Source organism: Phenylobacterium sp. (genome assembly GCF_030651755.1).
Lineage (GTDB): Bacteria > Pseudomonadota > Alphaproteobacteria > Caulobacterales > Caulobacteraceae > Phenylobacterium.
Genome location: NZ_JAUSBZ010000106.1, coordinates 1 through 19,111, shown reverse-complemented (window position 1 = coordinate 19,111; position 19,111 = coordinate 1). Strand labels below are relative to the sequence as shown.

The 19,111-nt window shown below is 68.5% G+C and carries 18 protein-coding genes; 13 read left to right on the top strand and 5 right to left on the bottom strand.

The genetic code is table 11. From position 1 onward, the window contains the following. On the bottom strand, nt 1-954 hold a 954-nt coding region (locus Q7V15_RS09905; RefSeq protein WP_304755408.1), incomplete at its 3' end, for a TonB-dependent receptor plug domain-containing protein. 58 nt (nt 955-1,012) lie between these two features. Between Q7V15_RS09905 and Q7V15_RS09900 the strand changes: the two genes are divergently transcribed. Both Q7V15_RS09900 and Q7V15_RS09895 read left to right on the top strand, forming a co-directional pair. Beyond that, on the top strand, nt 1,013-1,315 hold the full coding sequence (locus tag Q7V15_RS09900) for a helix-turn-helix transcriptional regulator (RefSeq protein ID WP_304755407.1): 303 nt from the start codon (nt 1,013-1,015) through the stop codon (nt 1,313-1,315). Continuing rightward, nucleotides 1,312-2,082, top strand: a complete 771-nt coding sequence (locus Q7V15_RS09895) for a class I SAM-dependent methyltransferase (RefSeq protein WP_304755406.1) — start codon at nt 1,312-1,314, stop codon at nt 2,080-2,082. The genes Q7V15_RS09900 and Q7V15_RS09895 overlap by 4 nt, the downstream gene beginning before the upstream one ends. 85 nt (nt 2,083-2,167) lie before the next feature. Here Q7V15_RS09895 and Q7V15_RS09890 read toward each other — a convergent pair whose 3' ends face one another. Next, nucleotides 2,168-2,941 carry a PhoH family protein gene (locus Q7V15_RS09890; RefSeq protein WP_304755405.1) on the bottom strand — a complete coding sequence of 258 codons (774 nt, stop codon included), beginning with the start codon at nt 2,939-2,941 and terminating at the stop codon, nt 2,168-2,170. A 312-nt stretch (nt 2,942-3,253) separates the two neighbouring features. Between Q7V15_RS09890 and Q7V15_RS09885 the strand changes: the two genes are divergently transcribed. Continuing rightward, on the top strand, nt 3,254-3,790 hold the full coding sequence (locus Q7V15_RS09885) for a gamma carbonic anhydrase family protein (RefSeq protein WP_304755404.1): 537 nt from the start codon (nt 3,254-3,256) through the stop codon (nt 3,788-3,790). Here the strand turns inward: Q7V15_RS09885 and Q7V15_RS09880 are convergent. Then, nucleotides 3,787-4,590 (bottom strand): acyl-CoA thioesterase II, encoded by an 804-nt coding sequence (locus Q7V15_RS09880; RefSeq protein WP_304755403.1) that lies wholly within the window; start codon nt 4,588-4,590, stop codon nt 3,787-3,789. The two genes, Q7V15_RS09885 and Q7V15_RS09880, sit on opposite strands and share 4 nt — an antisense overlap. Nucleotides 4,591-4,736: 146 nt before the next feature. On the opposite strand from Q7V15_RS09880, the gene Q7V15_RS09875 reads away from it, so the two are divergent. From Q7V15_RS09875 to cobA, 8 genes are all read left to right on the top strand, one after another. Next, nucleotides 4,737-5,309, top strand: a complete 573-nt coding sequence (locus tag Q7V15_RS09875) for a molybdenum cofactor guanylyltransferase (RefSeq protein ID WP_370689799.1) — start codon at nt 4,737-4,739, stop codon at nt 5,307-5,309. Between the two features lie 106 nt (nt 5,310-5,415). Then, complete coding sequence (locus tag Q7V15_RS09870; protein WP_304755402.1) at nt 5,416-5,997, top strand: ANTAR domain-containing response regulator; 582 nt, start codon at nt 5,416-5,418, stop codon at nt 5,995-5,997. Then, on the top strand, nt 5,994-6,965 hold the full coding sequence (locus Q7V15_RS09865) for a CmpA/NrtA family ABC transporter substrate-binding protein (RefSeq protein WP_304755401.1): 972 nt from the start codon (nt 5,994-5,996) through the stop codon (nt 6,963-6,965). Before Q7V15_RS09870 ends, Q7V15_RS09865 begins: the two co-directional genes overlap by 4 nt. A gap of 228 nt (nt 6,966-7,193) precedes the next feature. Then, nucleotides 7,194-8,417 (top strand): NarK/NasA family nitrate transporter, encoded by a 1,224-nt coding sequence (locus Q7V15_RS09860; RefSeq protein WP_304755400.1) that lies wholly within the window; start codon nt 7,194-7,196, stop codon nt 8,415-8,417. A 17-nt stretch (nt 8,418-8,434) separates the two neighbouring features. Further along, the gene (nirB, locus tag Q7V15_RS09855) at nt 8,435-10,891 is read left to right on the top strand and encodes a nitrite reductase large subunit NirB (RefSeq protein WP_304755399.1); all 2,457 of its coding nucleotides are present in this window, start codon (nt 8,435-8,437) and stop codon (nt 10,889-10,891) included. Then, nucleotides 10,888-11,235 carry a nitrite reductase small subunit NirD gene (gene nirD, locus Q7V15_RS09850; RefSeq protein ID WP_304755398.1) on the top strand — a complete coding sequence of 116 codons (348 nt, stop codon included), beginning with the start codon at nt 10,888-10,890 and terminating at the stop codon, nt 11,233-11,235. The genes nirB and nirD overlap by 4 nt, the downstream gene beginning before the upstream one ends. 7 nt (nt 11,236-11,242) lie before the next feature. Then, on the top strand, nt 11,243-13,891 hold the full coding sequence (locus Q7V15_RS09845) for a nitrate reductase (RefSeq protein WP_304755397.1): 2,649 nt from the start codon (nt 11,243-11,245) through the stop codon (nt 13,889-13,891). After that, nucleotides 13,881-14,660 (top strand): uroporphyrinogen-III C-methyltransferase, encoded by a 780-nt coding sequence (gene cobA, locus Q7V15_RS09840; RefSeq protein WP_304755396.1) that lies wholly within the window; start codon nt 13,881-13,883, stop codon nt 14,658-14,660. Before Q7V15_RS09845 ends, cobA begins: the two co-directional genes overlap by 11 nt. A gap of 6 nt (nt 14,661-14,666) precedes the next feature. On the opposite strand, the gene Q7V15_RS09835 is transcribed toward cobA, so the two are convergent. After that, a complete protein-coding gene (locus Q7V15_RS09835) occupies nt 14,667-15,920 on the bottom strand; it encodes an aminotransferase class V-fold PLP-dependent enzyme (protein WP_304755395.1) in 1,254 nt (417 codons plus the stop codon). A 285-nt stretch (nt 15,921-16,205) separates the two neighbouring features. Here Q7V15_RS09835 and Q7V15_RS09830 point away from each other — a divergent pair, with 285 nt between their 5' ends. Both Q7V15_RS09830 and Q7V15_RS09825 read left to right on the top strand, forming a co-directional pair. Further along, complete coding sequence (locus Q7V15_RS09830; RefSeq protein ID WP_304755394.1) at nt 16,206-17,048, top strand: TIGR02587 family membrane protein; 843 nt, start codon at nt 16,206-16,208, stop codon at nt 17,046-17,048. Beyond that, the gene (locus Q7V15_RS09825) at nt 17,045-17,476 is read left to right on the top strand and encodes a hypothetical protein (RefSeq protein WP_304755393.1); all 432 of its coding nucleotides are present in this window, start codon (nt 17,045-17,047) and stop codon (nt 17,474-17,476) included. Before Q7V15_RS09830 ends, Q7V15_RS09825 begins: the two co-directional genes overlap by 4 nt. Here the strand turns inward: Q7V15_RS09825 and Q7V15_RS09820 are convergent. Then, on the bottom strand, nt 17,461-18,954 hold the full coding sequence (locus tag Q7V15_RS09820; protein WP_304755392.1) for a S10 family peptidase: 1,494 nt from the start codon (nt 18,952-18,954) through the stop codon (nt 17,461-17,463). The genes Q7V15_RS09825 and Q7V15_RS09820 overlap by 16 nt on opposite strands. Nucleotides 18,955-19,111 lie beyond the last annotated feature (157 nt).

Sequence of the window (19,111 nt, the reverse complement as noted above, 5' to 3'; positions counted from 1 at the left end):
GATCGGGACGTGGCCATCAGAGTGGTCGTGGTCATGATCGTGGTCGTCGCCCCCATGATCATGTCCGCCGCAGTGCAGGCTGGAACCGTGCGGATGGCAGGATTCGTATTCGTGATTGTGGCCCGGCAGACCGTACTTGCTGACCTGTTCGGTATAGGCCACGCCGAAATAGCCGTTGGATCCGATCCAGGAGCCCCCCACCGTGACCGAGCGATTGCGGTTGAAGGAGCCAGCGAGGCGGTCGAAGCCGGCGGCGTCATCTTCATGGTCGTGATCATGGTCGTGGTCGTCCTCGCCGCCGTGGGCAGGTGGGGTGTAAAAGGGCGTTCGGTAGTCGCTCGTGCGACGGTTGGCCCCTTCAAGGCGCAGAGCAAAGTTCCCCAGGCCGACGGTCACGCCGACCACTCCGGCCCGTTCGTCATCCCCAGACCCGTAGCGTAGTTCAACAGCCCCTTCGCCGCCCTCCGGAGGGATGGCGGTGGGGATCTTGCGGTCGATCAGATTAACCGCGCCGCCAATGGCGCCGCCCCCATAGAGGAGCGCGCTCGGGCCCCGCAGCACTGCAATACTGTCCAGCAGCAAGGGCTCGCCGGAGACGGCGTGGTCGGGGGACACGTCGGAGGCGTCAAACAGGCTGGCGCCATCGCTGAGAATCTTCACCCGGGGCGCCGTCTGGCCACGAATGACCGGTCGGCTCGCCCCGCCGCCAAAGGCGTCGGAGGTGACGCCCGGGAGGCTGACCAGGGTCTCACCCAAGGTGGCCTGGCGGCGCTGGGCCAGGGTGTCTCCGCTGAGAATCTCCACATTGGAGATGACCTCGTCTCCCGAGCGACCCAGGGGGTCGGCGGTGACGATCAGCTCCTGCACAATGGGCTCTAAGCCCGCCTCGGCGCGGGCGGTCCCGGCCAGGACTGAAAAGCTTGCTGCGAGGAAGAGTGCAACCTTGGGTGACATCTGCGCCGGCTCCGATTAGAAAAGGATCAGATGGCCCGATACGTTATAACATAACGATATGCAACGCTCAGTTCGTCCCGAAGCCGCCCAAGTCCCCAGCGCCGCCGATGCGGCGGTCACCGCCCTTCAGACTGAGATCTGGCGCCTCGTGCGGGCGAGATTCGAGGCGCAGCGGGAGTCCCGGGGGCTGACCCAGGCCGCCCTCGCCGCCCAGCTGGGCGTTCCCCGCACCCAGGTCTGTGTCTGGCTGCGGGAGCCTGGGCGAATGACGGTCAAGGCCGCCGCCCGGCTGCTGATCGCCATGGGCGCCGAGCTCAGATGCCAGGTGGAGGAACGTCCTGTGGACGGGATCAAGCCTTGAGCGCTACGGCCGTCTCCAGTCTGTTTCGGCATATTGAAACCCTCCAGGCGCATGAGCCCTGGGGGCGCCTTCTGGATGCTGGGACCGGGGTGAACTCAGCCCTATGGAGCCTTGGCCTGGCGCCAGAGGCCTGGGTCGGGGTGACGGCCGCCCCCGCACACGCCGAACAGGTCCAAGCGCGCGCCGGCGAGATGCGCCGGCCCAGCGACCGCTTGCTGGTGGGCAACTGGGCTGACCCGTCCTTGCTCCGCGGTGAGGTGTTCGACACCGTCCTGGCCGACTACCTCCTCGGCGCTGTGGAGGGCTTTTCGCCCTACTTTCAGGAGCGACTGTTCGCCCGCCTGGCGCCCCATGTGGGCGGGCGGCTCTATGTGGTGGGCCTTGATCCCTACATTGTCGGCGAGGCCAACGGGGCCTCCGCCCAGGTGGTTCGGGCCATTGGCCGGTTCAGGGACGCCTGCCTGCTCCTGGCGGATGAAACGCCCTATCGCGAATATCCCGCCGAGTGGGTCGTCGAGGCCCTTGGCCAGGCCGGATATGTCATCGAGTCCGCCCGCCGGTTTCCGAACCGCTATCTGGAAAAATGGGTCGATGGGCAGATCGATATGGGACTGCGGCGGGTCGCTAGGATCCCCGACGGCGCCCTGGCCCATGGCCTGCGCGCCGAGGCCGAACGGCTGCGTCAGGAAGGCCTGGACCTGTGCCGCCAGGAGGGCGGTCTGCGCCATGGGGCAGACTATGTCATCGCCGCCAGACCTGCCCGCTGAATGGGGCGAGCCTGGCGGACAGATTGAGGTTGGCGAGCCTGACCGTCAGACGCCGGGCGACCGGCGCCTGACCGTCTCCAGGCCCTTAGAGGACGCCCAGCATCTCGGCCACCAGGGGGTGGCGGACGATGTCGCGGTCCTTCAGGCGCACGACGGCGATATTGCCCACCGTGTCCAGCTTCTCAGCCACAGGACCCAGGCCGGAGAGTTCCGGCAGCAGGTCTGACTGGGCCGGGTCGCCGGTGACCACCATGGTGGAGTGCCAGCCCAGACGGGTGAGCAGCATCTTCAGCTGCACGTAGGTGCAGTTCTGGGCCTCATCGATGACCACGAAGGCGTTGTTCAGGGTGCGGCCGCGCATGAAGCCCACCGGTGCGATCTCGATCGCGCCCTCCGCCATCAGGGCCCGCACCCGCTTCATCGACATGCGGTCAGACAGAGCGTCATAGAGGGGGCGCAGATAGGGGGCGAGCTTGTCCTCCATCTCGCCTGGCAGGAAGCCGATGGACTCGCCGGCCTCGACCGCGGGCCGCGACAGGACGATACGGCCGACCCGTCCCGCCTCGAGGGCCTCCACCGCCTTGGCGATGGCCAGATAGGTCTTGCCGGTGCCGGCGGGACCGAGCGCCAGCACCAGATTCTTGGCGTCGATGGCCGCAATCAACTCCTCCTGCCCAGGCGATTTGGCCTTGATGGTTTTCAAATAGCCCTGATCTCGGCTCTCCTCTCCCGGACCGAGTGGCGACCACCCGCGATCGATCGGCAGCCGGCGGATTTTCGAATCGTCAAACTGCTCGGCGTCGAAGGCGCCTTCGCGCAGTTGTCGCTTCAGGGCACGCTTGGTCATCAAAGCCTCCATGGGGGCATGAAAAAGGGGCGAGTCCTGTGCGGACCGCCCCTGGGGGGAGGACGAGTGAGGTGGAAACGGGGCGGGCGACGCGCCTGGGAGCGTCCCGTTCCCGACCGTGGCCGGGACATCGGAGGCGGGGGAGCCCCGCCGGGATCGCAAACGCAGCGCCATGCACTCCGTCCAACTCGAACCTTCAGACCGGAAGCCGGTCCGGCGTCGATCATCGGGGTATGATCCCTTCGAATCGCATCGCAACTATGATGCTAGCCTGGTTAACCAAGCCTGAAGTGCGACGTTTTCGACAAGATGTGGGGTGTGCGGATGAGTGTCTATAACTTGGGCGATGTGGCCCCGGAGCTGCCGCCGGAAGGTGAATACTGGATTGCCCCTACCGCTGCGGTCATGGGCAATGTGATTCTTAAGAAGAACGCCTCGATCTGGTTCAATGCAACGCTCCGCGGCGACAATGATCCGATTGTCATTGGTGAAAATTCCAACATCCAGGACGGATCTGTTCTTCACACCGATACGGGTTCACCCCTGACCATTGGCCGAGATGTCACTGTCGGCCATATGGTCATGCTTCATGGCTGCACCATCGGCGACAACAGCCTTGTGGGCATCGGCTCCATCATCCTCAACGGGGCCAGGATCGGGAAGAACTGCCTGATCGGCGCCAACTGCCTGATCACCGAAGGCAAGGAGATCCCCGACAACAGCCTGGTGATGGGGGCGCCGGGCAAGGTGGTGCGGGAGGTCTCAGAAGGTCAGGCCCGCATCCTGACGGCTTCGGCGCACCACTATGTGGAGAACTGGAAGCGCTATCACCGCGATCTGAGGCGCACCTCGCCGGCCTAGAAGACCCGCAGGATCATCGACTGGCTCGCGGTGGCCATCAGTTCGCCGTCCTGGGCGAAAAGGGCCATCGTCCCGTGTCCGAAACCCCCATGGACGCCGTCGATCCGGATGTCGCAGAGCACCCAGTCGGTCGGCACGATGCGCCGGTAGCGGATGGTGTTGTCCAGGCTGTTGCCCCCGGCGTTCAGGCCCAGAGCGTTGCCCACGGCGCCGGGGACGAAGTCGGCGACGATGGCCAGGAAGGTGGAATCGATGGGCAAGCCCTCGCGAGACCTGATCCACAGAAGCAGATGACCGTCGGTGCTCGGTCCGCTGGCCGTGGTCCCGCCATAGCGGCCCTTGGCCACGCGGACCTCGATCCGGCTATGCAGGTCCTCGCCCCCGCCCCGCCAGTGATCGGCGGCCGGGCAGTCCTCAGGCGACGGCGCCTCGGGCGCCTTGACCCACTGGGCCGAGTGTTCGCTCTCCCGGGCGCCCAGGGCGGCGTTGACGGTGAAGATTTCTTTGTCCCCCACATGGCCGATCACCCGGGCCTGACTGTTGTACTTGCCCGAGGCCGGAACCCAGACGTCCAGGTCCACGATGCTGGGCGGCCTGGCATAGGAGAGGTACTGTGCGGTGGCCCAGATGGCCGGCCGGCCGCAGGTGCGCTCCAGGGCCGCGATCGCCGCGGCCATGCCGACCCCGCCGAACATGAACAGGTTGTCCGGCGGCCCCACGCACACCGCGGGACTAAGCGGCAGGTACCAGCGATGGGGATTGTGGGTGGCTTGCAGGTTGAAGAAGAGGGGCTGGCTCATAGGATTGCGTTTGCAGGCCTTGCGCAGGAGGGCTCCGCGGCGCGCAGGGCCCAGCCAGGATCGGGCGGAGGGCCTTGGCCGCGGGCGCGTTTTGCGGGATGGCCCGCCAATAGGCCCAGACCTTGGGGACTGCAAGGCTTGTGGGCATGATCACAGCTATCGGAGCGCCGATGACCTTTTCCGCCCTGATCCTCACTGGCGGCAGGTCCGCCCGAATGGGCCGCGACAAGGCCCTGATCGACTGGGACGGGCAGACGGCGGTCGTTCGTGTGGCGTCTCTGGCCCGAGCTGTCGGCGCCGCTGAGGTCTTCACCGTGGGTCGGGACTATGGCCTGGACTTTATTCCCGACCCGGCCCCAGACGCCGGACCTGTCGGCGGGTTGCTGGCCGGATTGGCCGGGATCCGGGCGCGAGGCGAAGACCGCGCGCTCGTTCTGGCGGTGGATGCGCCGACCCTGCAGGCTGCTGACCTGGCGCCCCTTCTGGCGGCGGCGGCCCCCGGCGCAGCCTATGAAGGCCTGCCTCTGCCCATGGTGGTGGCGCTGTCAGCGGTTCCCAGGGAGGCGGCTTACGACTGGCCGCTGCGCCGCCTTGTGGAGCGCGCGGGCCTGACCGCGATGCCGGCGCCCCCAGGGACTCTGGCCCGGCTACGCGGCGCCAACACCCCTGAGGAACTGGCGGCCCTGCTGGCCCAGGCGGACGGCGCAGGGGGCGCCTGACAGACAGGCAAGCCCTGCCGGGTTTTCAGGCGCCGGGCGGCCATGACGCCCGCCATGTCCGGCAAAGGTTCTTTCGCCTGCCGATGAGGTCGCCTAGTCAGCCCCCATGCGCGTCCTCATCATTGATCCAGACCCGGCTCGCGCCGCCCTGGTGGCCGAAGGCCTTATCGGGATCGACCCGCTGGAGGTGCGGCTGGCGGCTGTCTTTGATGAGTCCGCGGCGGCGGCCTTCCAGCCCGATGTGGTGGTGGTGGCGTCCGAAAGCCCTGATCGCGACACCCTCGAAAGCCTGCGGGAGGCCAGCGCGGCCAATCCGAGACCGGTGGTGATGTTCGTCGATCGCTCTGAACCGGGCCTGGCTGAAGAGGCTGTGCGCGCCGGCGTGGCGGCCTATGTGGTCGATGGCCTGTCGGCCGCGCGGGTGCGGCCCATTCTCGAGGTGGCCATGAGCCGCTTCCACCTGATGCATCAGCTGCGGGCTGATCTGGCCAAGGCCAAGGCTGATCTCGCATCGCGCAAGACGGTCGAGCGGGCCAAGTCCCTGTTGATGAAGGAGCGCGCCCTGGACGAGGAGGCGGCCTATCGCCTGCTGCGCAAGCTCTCCATGGACACCGGCCGGCCCTTGGGCGCGGTCGCCGCTGACCTGCTGGCCTTCGCCGGCGTGCTGAAAGGGGGAGATCCCATATGAGCATGACCGGCGAGTTGCGGCTGGGCTTCATTCCCCTGGTGGACGCCGCCCCCCTGATCGTGGCGCAGGAAAAGGGCTTTTTCGCCCAACAGGGCCTGTCGGTGGCGCTCAGTCGCGAAGGTTCCTGGGCGACGATCCGCGACAAGGTGTCGGCCGGCGCCCTGGACGGCGCCCACATGCTGGCGCCCATGGTGTTGGCGGCCAGTCTGGGAGTGGGCAGCGAGCCCCGGGCGATGATCGCGCCGCTGGCCCTCAACCAGGGGGGCGCCGCGGTGACCCTGTCCACGCGCCTCACCGGCGACGGGGAGCCTGGCGCCCGACTGGCCCATCTGGCGCGTCGCCGGCAGGAGGAGGGGGCCAGCCCCCTGACCTTGGCGGTCGTCTATCCCTATTCCATCCATAACTACCTGCTGCGCCATTGGATGGCGGGTCTGGGACTCAATCCCGATGTGGATGTCCGCCTGACGGTGGCGCCGCCCTCCCGCACGGCAGATCTGCTGGCGGAGGGGGTCATCGAGGGATTCTGCGCCGGCGCGCCCTGGAACGCGGTGGCCGAGGCTGCGGGCGTGGGCCAGACCGTGGCGCGGATTGGCGATGTCTGGCCGAGCGCTCCCGACAAGGTCCTGGGGGTCACGGAATTCTGGGCTGCGGCGAACCCGGCGGCCCTGCGGGCGCTCCTGCGCGCCCTGATCGCGGCTGCAGCCTGGGCCGCCGACGTCGGCAATAAGACCGAGTTGGCGGCGATGCTGTCCCGGCCCGAATACCTGGGCGTCACGCCGCAGGCGATTTTGGCGAGTCTGGGCGAGATTTGCTTCACGGGCGGCGAGGTCAATCCGCCGCGGCCGGAACAGGCCCACTGGCTGCTGGAGCAGATGACTCGCTGGGGGCAGATTGGCGAGGTGGCCAGCGACAAGGTGGCCGAGCGCACCTGGCGGCCGGACCTCTATCTGGCCGCTGAAGGCGGCTGATCGCCTAAATCCGCGACAGGCGCCGTTCGCAGGCGCCGCATTTTCACGCGATGCGGGTCTTCTTCGACCGGCCCTGGCGCTCCACCCATGACCCCGCGGCGGCGATGGGTCTCTCATGACCTCACGGCCCAGGACAACGGCGTTCGCGGCTCTCTCGGAACAGGCTCGATGATGAGCCGCCTCCGCACGGCGACGCCGCCATTCATGTCCTCTTGAACGGGTCTTCCCATGATCAGCCGATCCTTCCTTAAGGCGGGGCACGCCCCGACTCTGTTCTCGGCCTTCCTGTATTTCGACCTCAGCTTCATGGTCTGGGTGCTGCTGGGCCCGCTGGGCGTGGCCATCGCCGAGACCTTCGACCTGGATGCGGCCCAGAAGGGCTTCATGGTCGCCGTTCCCGTCCTCGCCGGCGCCCTGTTGCGCGTGGTGGCTGGTGTCCTGGTGGATCACATCGGTCCCAAGAAGACCGGGATCATCGGCCAGCTCATCGTCATGGGCGGGCTGGCGGTCGCCTGGCTGATGGGGCTGCACAATTACAGCCAGGTGCTGATGGTCGGCGTCCTTCTGGGCGTGGCCGGCGCCTCGTTCGCCGTCGCCCTGCCATTGGCGTCCCGCTGGTATCCCCCTGAGCACCAGGGCCTGGCCCTAGGCATCGCCGGAGCGGGCAACTCCGGCACCGCGCTTGCGGCCCTCTTCGCGCCGTTCCTGGCTGAACAGTTCGGCTGGATGAACGTGCTGGGCCTGGCCACCATTCCGCTGGCCATCGCCTTCACCGTCTATGTGATCTTCGCCAAGGACGCCCCGGAGCAGCCTCCGCCCAAGTCGCTGACCGAATATATGGCGGTGCTGAAGACCCCCGACGCCTGGTGGCTGATGCTCCTCTACAGCGTCACCTTCGGCGGCTTTGTCGGCCTGGCCTCCTCCCTCACCATCTATTTCAACAGCGAATATGGCCTCAGCCCGGTGATCGCCGGCTTCTTCACCGCCGCCTGCGTGTTCGCCGGATCCTTCTCCCGTCCCGTCGGCGGCGGCCTCGCCGACCACTTCGGCGGCGTGCGCACCCTGACCATCGTCTATCTGCTGGCTGCGGCGGGCTTGGCGGTGGCGAGTTTCCACCTGGCCAACCCTTACGTGGCGCTCGGCGTGATCATGTTCGCCATGACAGCCCTTGGCGCCGGCAACGGAGCGGTCTTCCAACTGGCGCCCCAGCGGTTCCGTAACGAAATCGGCGTGGTCACCGGCCTCGTCGGCATGACCGGCGGGGTGGGCGGCTTCTATCTCGCCGCCAGCCTCGGCTGGGCCAAACAGACGACCGGGTCCTATCAGGCCGGTCTGCTGGGCTTTGCGCTCATGTCCCTGATGGCCTGCGTCGCCCTCAACCTGGTCAAGGGCCAATGGCGTCGGACCTGGCATGAGCTGGCCGGCCCCTCATCCACCCCCATCCGCCTCTAGTCCGGCAGGAGATTTCCATGACCAAGCAACGTCTTGTCGTCATCGGCAACGGTATGGCCGGCTGCCGCGCGGTGGAAGAAGTGCTGCGGCGCGACCCCGATCGCTACGAGATCACCATCTTCGGGACCGAGCCCCGGGTGAACTATGACCGCATCATGCTCTCGCCCGTACTGGCCGGTGAGAAGGCCTTCGCCGACATCGTCCTCAACGACGAGGCCTGGTACCAGGACCACGCCATCACCCTGCATTCAGGCTGCGCGGTAACCGAGATCGATCGCGAGACCAGGGTGGTGCGGGCCAGCGACGGGACGCAGGCGGCCTATGACCGGTTGATCCTGGCCACAGGCTCCGATCCGGTGCGCCTGCCGCTGCCGGGGGCGGACCTGGCCGGCGTCGTCACCTTCCGCGATCTGGACGATGTGGAGGCCATGGTGGCGGCCGCCGATGCGGGCGGTGAGGCCGTGGTGATCGGCGGCGGCCTGCTGGGCCTGGAGGCCGCCTATGGTCTGGCCCGGCGCGGCATGCGGGCCACGGTCATCCACCTGATGGACGTGCTGATGGAGCGCCAGCTCGACGAGTCTGCGGGCTTCCTGCTGCGCAGCGCGCTGACCGACCGGGGGGTTGAGACCGTGCTGGGCGCCCAGTCCGAAGCGATCCTGGGCGAGGACGGCAAGGTCAGCGGCCTGCAGCTCAAGGACGGCCGGATCATCCCCTGCAGTCTGCTGGTCATGGCCGTGGGCATTCGCCCCAACACGGCGCTGGCGGCCAACTGCGGCCTGAACGTCGGCCGCGGCGTGGTGGTCGACGACCAGATGCGCACCTCTGATCCCGATATCTTCGCCATTGGCGAGTGCGCCGAACATCGCGGGATCGCCTATGGCCTGGTCGCGCCGATCTGGGAGATGTGCCGCACCCTGGCTGACGTGCTGACCGGGGTGGAGAACTGCGCCTATGGCGGTTCGGTCCTGCAGACGCGGCTGAAGGTCTCCGGCGTCGACGTGTTTTCCGCGGGCCGTTTCTCCGGCGGCGAGGGCTGCGAGGACGTGGTGTTCCGCGACGCCGGGCGAGGGGTCTACAAACGCGTGGTCCTGGAACAGGGGCGGGTGGCCGGCGCGGTGCTGTTCGGCGACGTGATCGACGGCGGCTGGTACTTCGACCTGATGAAGTCGCAGGCTGATGTCAGCGACCTGCGCGAAACCCTCATCTTCGGTCAGGCGGTGACGGAGGCGCTCCGCGGCGTGGACCCTAAGAGCGCCGTTGCGGCCATGGCGGACTCCCAGGAGATCTGCGGCTGCAACGGCGTGTGCAAGGGCGCCATCACCACCGCCATCGCCGAACTCGGCCTGACCTCGCTGGAGGATGTCCGCGCCCATACCAAGGCCTCGGCCTCCTGCGGGTCATGCACCCCGCTCGTGGAGAAGTTGCTGGCGGTCACCCTGGGCGACGCCTTCCAGGCTCAGACCGGACCCAAGCCGGTCTGCGGCTGCACCCATCATGGCCATGAGGTGGTGCGCAAACGCATTGTCTCGGAAGGGCTGAAGTCGATCCCGGCGGTCATGCAGGCCCTGGAATGGACAACGCCGGAAGGCTGCGCCAGCTGCCGACCGGCGCTCAACTACTATCTGATCTGCGCCTGGCCCGGCGACTACCAGGACGACAAGCAGTCGCGCTTCGTCAATGAGCGGGTCCACGCCAACATCCAGAAGGATGGCACCTATTCGGTGGTGCCGCGGATGTGGGGGGGCATGACCTCCCCCCAGGAGTTGCGGGCCATCGCCGATGTGGCCGACAAGTTCGCGATTCCCGCGGTCAAGGTCACCGGCGGCCAGCGCATCGATCTGCTGGGGGTCAAGAAGGACGACCTTCCTGCGGTCTGGGCCGACCTGAACGCGGCCGGCATGGTCTCGGGCCACGCCTACGCCAAGGGTCTTCGCACGGTGAAGACCTGCGTCGGGACAGACTGGTGCCGGTTCGGAACCCAGGACTCCACGGGCCTCGGCGTGCGTCTGGAAAAGCTGATGTGGGGCTCCTGGGCGCCGGCCAAGGTGAAGCTCGCCGTGTCGGGCTGCCCCCGCAACTGCGCTGAGGCCACCTGCAAGGACATCGGCGTGGTCTGCGTGGATTCAGGCTTCGAGATCCACATCGGCGGCGCGGCGGGGCTTCACATCCAGGGAACCCAGCTGCTGACCAAGGTGGCCAGCGAGGACGAGGCCGTCTGGACCATCTGCGCCATCACCCAGCTCTATCGGGAAGAGGGCTGGTACCTGGAGCGCATCTACAAGTGGATGGCGAGGGTCGGCCTGGAGACGATCCGCGCTCAGGTCGAGGACCTGGAAGGGCGCAAGGCGCTCTACGACCGCTTCGCCTATTCGCAGCGCTTTTCCCGCACCGACCCCTGGGCTGAGCGGGTCGCCGGCCGCCATGCGGACGAGTTCAATCCGCTCAGCCGCCGCCTGGAGTTCGCACCCGCATGAACGCCCTGGTCAAGGATCCCCAGATCACCTGGATCGATGTCGGCGCCGACACCGACATTCCCCGCCGCGGCGCCCGACGCCTGAAGGGACCGCAGGGGGAGATCGCCATCTTCCGCACCGGCGACGGCCAGGTCTTCGCCCTGATGGACGCCTGCCCGCACAAGGGTGGGCCGCTCAGCCAGGGCATCGTCCATGGCGCCTCGGTGACCTGTCCTCTCCACGGGCGGGTGATCGATCTGGCCACCGGCGAGTCCCTGGGCGCCGACGCCGGCAAGGGCTGCGCCCCGGTGGTGCCGCTGGAGGTGCGCGAGGGGCGGCTGTTCATCGGCCTGGCGCGGACCTGAGGCGCCCGTGTCTGAAACGCGCACCACCTGTCCCTATTGCGGCGTCGGCTGCGGGATCACGGCCCGGGCCGAGGGCCGCGACCTGGCGGTCCAGGGCGACGCTGAGCATCCCGCCAATCTCGGCCGCCTGTGCTCCAAGGGCGCGGCTCTGGCTGACACGATCGGCCTGGAGGGGCGGCTGCTGGCGCCGGAGATCGGCGGGCGAGAGGCCTCCTGGGCCGAGGCGACCCGACTGGTGGCCCGCAGGTTCTCTGAGACGATCGCCCGGCACGGCCCGGACTCCGTGGCCTTCTACGTGTCGGGCCAGCTGCTGACCGAGGACTATTACGTCGCCAACAAGCTCATGAAAGGCTTCATCGGCTCGGCCAATATCGACACCAATTCAAGGCTTTGCATGGCCTCGGCTGTGGCGGCGCACAAGGCCGCCTTCGGCGCCGATCTGGTGCCGGGCTGCTATGAGGATCTGGACCTCGCCGACCTCGTGGTCTTTTCCGGCCATAACGCGGCCTGGACCCATCCGGTGCTGTTCCGGCGGATGGAGGCGGCCCGAGATCGGGGCCAGCGGCACGTGGTCATAGATCCCCGCCGCACTGACACCGCCGAGATGGCCGACCTGCACCTGCCGCTCGCGCCCCAGACCGATGTGCGGCTGTGGAACGGACTGCTCGCCAACCTGATGGATCGGGGCGCGGTAGACCAGGCCTATGTGGCCGCCCATGTGAGCGGCTATGGCGCGGTGGTCGAAAGCCTGGCCCGCGACGACCAGTCGCCGGCCGCCGTCGCCGCCGACTGCGGCCTGGACCTGGCCGATCTGCACGCCTTCTACGACCTCTTCGCCGCCACGCCGAAGACCGTCAGCCTGTTCTCCATGGGGGCCAACCAGTCGGCCCAAGGGGTGGCCAAGGGGCTGGCCATCCTCAATGTCCACCTGGCGACGGGCCGGATCGGCAAGCCGGGCGCCTGTCCCTTTTCGATCACCGGTCAGCCCAACGCCATGGGGGGGCGCGAGACCGGCGGCCTGGCCAATACACTCGCCGCCCATATGGACTTCACCGAGGCCGACTGCGCCCGGGTCCAACGCTTCTGGGGGGCGCCGAACCTGGCCCGCAAGCCTGGCCTCAAGGCCGTCGACATGTTCGAGGCGGTCGGTGATGGGCGCATCAAGGCCCTGTGGATCATGGCCACCAATCCGGCCGTCAGCATGCCTAGGGCGGAAGGGGTCCGCGACGCCCTGGCCAGGTGCCCGTTCGTGGTGGTCTCCGACTGCATGGGCGACACCGACACCGCCGCCTTCGCCCATGTGAAGCTGCCAGCCCTGGCCTGGGGTGAGAAGGACGGCACGGTGACCAATTCCGAGCGCCGCATCTCCCGCCAGCGGGCGCTGATGGCGCCGCCCGGTCAGGCGCGGCCCGACTGGAAGATCATCGCCGACGTGGCCGCCGCCATGGGCCATGAGGCGGCCTTCGGCTGGCGCTCAAACGCCCAGGTGTTCCGCGAATGGGCCCGGATGACCGCCTATGAAAACACCGGCCGCACCCTGGACCTGGGACCGCTGGTCGGCCTCACCCCAGACGCCTACAACGCCCTTTCCCCGGTTCAGTGGCCGGTGACCCCGGCGGGGGGCACGGCGCGGCTGTTCGCCGATGGCCGGTTCGCCACTGCCGATGGCCGCGCCCGGATGGTCCCGACGCCGGCCCTGGGACCGGCCGAGGCGACCGACGGAGCCTTTCCCCTGGCCTTGAACACCGGTCGCGTGCGCGACCACTGGCATACGCTCACCCGCACTGGCCTTTCCGCCGCGCTCAGCCGCCACGCGCCCGAACCCTATGTGGACATCCACCCTGCCGACGCCCTGGAGCAGGGGATCGCCGAGGGCATGCTGACCCGGGTGCGCACGGTCCACGGCGAGGCGGTGGCGCTCGCCCGGATCACCGACGCCCAGCGGCCCGGCTGTATCTTCATGCCCATGCACTGGAGCGGCGCCTACGCGCCGCAAGGGCGGGCCAATCCGCTGGTCTCGGGCCGCGTCGATCCCATCTCCGGCCAGCCGGAATTCAAGCACACGCCGGCCCGCATCCAGGCCTATCGCGAGACCTGGAGAGGCTTCTTTCTCTCGCGGGCGGCCGTCGCCCCGCCAGAGGGGCTAGACTTGGTCTGGCGGCGCATGACCCAGGACGGCTGCCAGCTTCACGAGTTTGCCGGCCGCGGGGATGCGGCTGAGCGCGAGGCCCTGCGCAAGCTGTTGAGCCGCGGCTTGAAGGGGCAGGCGCTGCTGCTGGAGGACGCCCAGGGCGGCCGCCTGCGGGAAGCCTTCGTCCAGGGTGACCGACTGGCCAGCGTGCTGTTCATGACGGTGGAGACCGGCCGCCTGCCGCCCCGGGACTGGCTGGCCGCCCTGTTCCCCAAGGACCAGCTGAGCGAGGCTGATCGTGCGGCCTTGCTGATCGGCTTCGCCCCCGGGGTGGCCGTCGAGACCGGTCCCCTGGTCTGCGCCTGCCGCGGCGTGTGCCGTCCGCGCATAGAGGCGGCCATCGCCCGGGGCGCTTCGAGCCTCGACGCTGTCGCCGCGGCCACCGGCGCTGGATCCCAGTGCGGCTCCTGCCGTCCCGAAATCGCCCGCATGCTGCCTGCCTCGGAGACCCGTCATGCCGCCTGAGCCCAAGACCCTCTTTCCCGTTCAGCTTGTGGGCGCAGGCCCCGGCGCGGCCGACCTGCTGACCCTGCGGGCGGCGCGCGCCATCGAAGGCGCCCAGGCCCTGCTCTATGACGCCCTGGTCGGCGAAGACATCCTGGCCCTGGCGCCCCAGGCCTGCCTGAAGATCCAGACGGGCAAGCGGGCCGGCCGGCCGTCCATGCGGCAGGAGACCATCAACCGCCTGATGATCCGCCTGGCCCGGCGGGGCCTGCGGGTCGTGCGGCTGAAGGGCGGCGATCCCTCGATCTTCGGGCGGGTGGGAGAGGAGGCCCAGGCCCTGCGCCGCCATGGGCTGGAGGCGCAGATTGTGCCGGGGGTCACCGCCGCCTGCGCCGCCGCCGCCCAGTTTGGCTTGCCCCTGACCCATCGGGGCGTGGCTCGACGGGTGGTGTTCACCACCGCCACCACTCAGGACGGAGAGCTTTCGATGGACTGGGCGGCGGCCGCCGACTCCGAGGCCACCCTGGCCATCTATATGGGCGGCCGGGCGGTTTGCGAGATCGCCCGGCGGCTGATGGCGGCCGGCCGGGCGCCGCACACGCCCCTGGCCATTGTCGAGAACGCCAGCGCGCCGGGGGCCAGGCTCCGGCTCACCACCTTGGCCGAACAGGTCAAGACGCCGGCCTCGCCCATTGGGCCCGGCCCGGCCCTGATCATGGTGGGCGAGGCCCTGGCGGCTGGCGCAGCCTGGGCCGAAGCTTACGCCCTGGACCTGGCCGGGGCGGCTTGATGGGGGTCAAGCCGGCGGCGTAGGGGGCAGGACGCTCAGCAGTTTGTCGACGTCGTTCATGTCGTTGAACACCGCCAGGGACACCCGGAACCGGTGTGTAGACAGACCCAGGCGGATGCTGGCCTGGCTCATCGGCTCGGCCAGTTTCGCCCGGGCGTCCTTCAGAGAGAAGGCCACAAGGGGGGTGCGACTGCCCTGCGGGGTCAGGGGCGCATAACCGCGACCGCGCAGTTCGGTCTGGATGGCGTCGGCCATCGGCTGACGCCAGGCCTGGATCGCCTCCACGCCGACCCGGTTCAGCCAGGTGAGCGACCAGTTGAGCTGGACCACGCCGGTCCAGGGCGCCGCGCCCATGGCGAACAGGCCGGCGGCGTCGTCGCTGGCTTCATAGTCGGCCACCGTCTCGCCGGGGGCGTCATGGGGATAGACGTGGGTCTGGAACTTGGCGAGCTGGTGGTAGCCCCACCAGGGTCGGCGCAGCTTCTCCTGCACCTCCCGGCGCACATAGAGGAAGGCCAGGCCAAAATCCCCCATCAGCCACTTGTAGGAGGCGCTGGCGGCGAAATCGACGCCCGCCTTTCGCAAGTCGATGGGCGTGGTCCCGGCGCCGTGGATGATGTCGGCGAAGACGTAGGCGCCATGGGCATGGGCGAGATCGCAGACTGCCCTCAGGTCGTGTTCAAATCCATTGACCGTCGAGACATGGCTGATGGCCACCAGCTTGGTGTTGTCATCGATGGCCTCGGCCATCTTCGCCATGTCGATGCGGCCGTCCGCCTCCATGGGCAGGGTGACCACGTCCATGCCGGCCCGGCCCATCTCCCCGTAGGTGTAGAAGGACCCGAAAAAGTGCAGGGCGTCGGTGACGATGCGCCCGCCGGCCTCCGGCAGGCCTAGCGCCAGCAGGGCCAGGTTCTCCCCCATGGTGGTGGACTGGATCACGCAAAGTTCGTCCGGCGCCGCGCCCACCAGGGTTCCGAAGGCGGCGATCATCTCGCGCTCCTGGGCGCTGACCCTGAGGGGTCGGGCTGAGCCATCCTGCGTCTTTTCGCCGAGATAGGCCTCCAGGCTCGCCTTGGCCCCCAGGGGCAGGGGGTGAGTGGCGCCGGCGTCGAGATAGGTCAGCGCCATCGGGGCGAACTCGGCCTTCGCCGGCAGCACAGGCAGGGGTTCCCGGGGGGCGGCGAGGGCGGCCTGGGCGACGGCGGCGACACTTGGTCCCGCGGCGGCCCCGGCGATCAGACTGCGGCGTGTGAGCATGTTGTCCCCTCCGAGTGGCCCGGCGGGCAGGCCCTGGGCAGTTTAGGGTCGCCGCTTGGCATTATCTTGTCCATCTCGCCATGGACAGGCTCGCCGGGCGGCTAATCTATTCGCGGCGGCTCAGCTGACGGCAGGCGCCGCAGGGGCGTAGCCGTGGTGATCTTGGACTCGGCCAGGGTCGTCAGCATGGCGTCTCTCTGTGGAGCTGAAACGGGTCTACGGAACCCGCGGCGACGTTCAGAACTAAGCTGTCACCACCTCGAGCGCGACAAGATGGGGCCATACATGTGGAGAGAGATCGCTCCTGGGGAGGTCCTAAAGGCCGACGCGGCCTTTCTGCGGGGCCTGGGCCGGGCGTTCGCCGGGGCCTTGATCTTCGCCCTGCCGATGCTGATGACCATGGAGATGTGGTGGCTCGGCTTCTACATGGAGCCTCTGCGTCTGGCCCTGCTCCTGGCGCTGACGGTTCCTATGCTGGTGGGGCTCTCGCGCTTTGGGGGCATGCGCCCCACGGCGCGCCTGCGCGACGATGTGGCCGACGCCCTGGTGGTGCTGCTCGTTGCGGCGCTGGCCGCGGCGGTGACCCTCTCGATCTTCGGGATCCTCACCCTGGGCATGTCGGCCCGGGAGATCATCGGCAAGATCGTCCTGCAGACGGTGCCGGGCAGCTTCGGCGCCATGCTGGCCCGCAGCCAGTTGGGCGGCGAGCCTGAGCGCGAGCGGCAGAAAGCCCAGCCGACCTATTGGGGCGAGCTGTTCCTCATGGCGGCAGGGGCGCTCTTCCTATCCTTCAACATGGCCCCCACCGAGGAGATGGTGCTGATCGCCTACAAGATGTCGGCCTGGCAATCGGTGGTTTTGGCCCTGGTCTCCCTCGGGCTGATGCACGCCTTCGTCTACGCGCTGAATTTTCGGGGCGGATCGCGGCGGCCCGCCCACGTTCCGGCCTGGAGTGTGTTCGTCCGGCTCACCGTCGTCGGCTACGTCATTGTCCTGGCGGTCAGCCTGTTCAGCCTCTGGGTGTTCGGCCGGACCGATGGCGATGGCCTGAAGGAGATCATCAGCGCCACCATCGTCCTCGGCTTTCCAGGCGCCATCGGCGCGGCTTCCGCGAGGCTCCTGCTATGACCTGTTCTGACGCCGGCGGCCAAGAGGACGCCAGGAGGTCGCAGCCTGCCCTGGATAGCACTTCGCCCCTGGAGTGGATCATCGCGGCGGCTGGCGGCCTGCTGCTGGTCGCGGCGCTCGCCTACATGGTGGTGTTCGCCGTCACGACCCCTGAGAGGCCGCCGGCGGTGACCCTGTCGGTGACCTCAGTCACAACGACTCCAGGGGGATATCTCGTGTCGTTCCGGGCCGCCAACGCCGGCGGCGAGACGGCCGCAGGACTTCAGGTCAGCGGGGAGCTGCGCCAGGGCGAGACGCTGATCGAGACCAGCGACATGAGCATCGACTACCTGCCGCAGCGCTCCGAACGCCGGGGCGGCCTGTTCTTTTCAGCCAACCCGGCCGATCACCAGCTCAGCCTCCGCGCCCACGGCTACTCCGAGCCCTGAGCGGCCCGCCGGATGAAGGCGCGAACGTCCTCGGCCAGGGTCCGCGCGCTCTCGGCTCCAAGATAGGGCATGTGGCCAGACGGATAGGCCTTCAAGGTCACGCGGTTGGCCGGGAGGTCGACCTGGCTCAGGGCGTATTCGGCCGCGCCCACGGTCGTCACCAGATCATAGTGGCCGGCCGCCACGAACAGCCGCAGGGACGGGTTGCGCCGCAGGGCCTGGGCGAGTTCCGCCGCCGCGTCGCGGCCCCGGGGACCGCCGGGGCCGTAGTCCCATTTGGAATTCACCTGAGTAAAGGCGATGGGGATGTAGGGCGTGTCCATCCGCACCTTCAGCTCCTTCACCACATAGCCGTTCAGGGCGCCCACGAAGGCCGGGGTGTACTGGCCCATGGCGGGGTCATCGGCCACCGGGTCGGCGCCCGCAGCCTTCAGCGGCAAGACGTAGCGGCTGTCATAGGCGCCGACCTGCAGTCCCTTGTCCTTCAGAAGCTCCCGGGAGAAGCCGCCAAGGCCCAGACGCAGTCGGTTGGCCAGCCAGGTCTGGGCCGGCACGCCGGTCAGGGCGGCCAGTTGGTCGGCGAGCGCCAGCCGGTCTGCTGCGGGCAGGGCGCTCCCCAGATAGAGGGCGCGCATATAGGGGCCCGAGGCCAGGGTCCGCGCCGCTTCGACCGCTTCGTCCAGGCCTCGCCCCTGTCGGAGCTCAGGGCGGTGATACCAGGCGCTGGCCGCCATGGCCGGCAGGTTGGCGCCGTAGAGATGATCGCCTACAGGGCCGCCCATGGCCGGGCCCAGCACCAGGACGCCATTCAGGGTGATGGCGCCCAGCTCCCCGGAGGCCGAGGTCGGCCCGCCCATGAGGGTGGTGGCCAGCGCGGCGGCCCGGGTCGTGCCGTAGCTCTCGCCCATGACGAACTTGGGCGAGTTCCAGCGATTGTTCCGGCTCAGCCACGCGGACATGAAGTTGGCCACCGCCAGGGCGTCCTGGTTGACCCCGTAATAGTCTTCAGTCCGGCCCGTGGGCAGCACCCGGCTGTAGCCGGTGCCCGGCGGGTCGATGAAGACCAGGTCTGCCACGTCCAAGAGCGCGTTGGGGTTGTCCTTCAAGGCGAAGGGCGGGACGGTGGGCGGATTGACCTCATCGGTGAAGTCCACCTGACGGGGACCGGCCATGCCCAGGTGCAGCCAGACCGACGACGAGCCTGGGCCGCCGTTGAAGATGAAGATCACCGGCCGGTTCGAGGGCGCGGCCTTCTCCACATAGCTGAAGGAGAACAGGGTGGCGGCTGGGGCGCCCTTGGCGTCGCGCAGGATCGTCTCGCCAGCGATCGCCTCATAGCTGACCCGCCGCCCGCCGAACACGCCGGCGTGCTGGGTGACGAAGCTCCTGGCCGTCGGTTCGGCCTGGCTGGGCGCCGGGGCGACCCCGAGCAGCCCGACGCCAAGGATGGCGGCCAGCAGGCGGGCGGCGGTTCTCATGGGGCGACCGTCACGAAGGCGCGCACATCGGCCATCATCTGCGCCAGGCTCGCCTCGATGGAATAGGCCATGTGCCCGCCCTGATAGCTGCGGGCGCTGGCCCGGTCTTTCGGCCAGCCCGACAGGGCCAGGCCATAGTCCATGGCGCCGGTGGTGG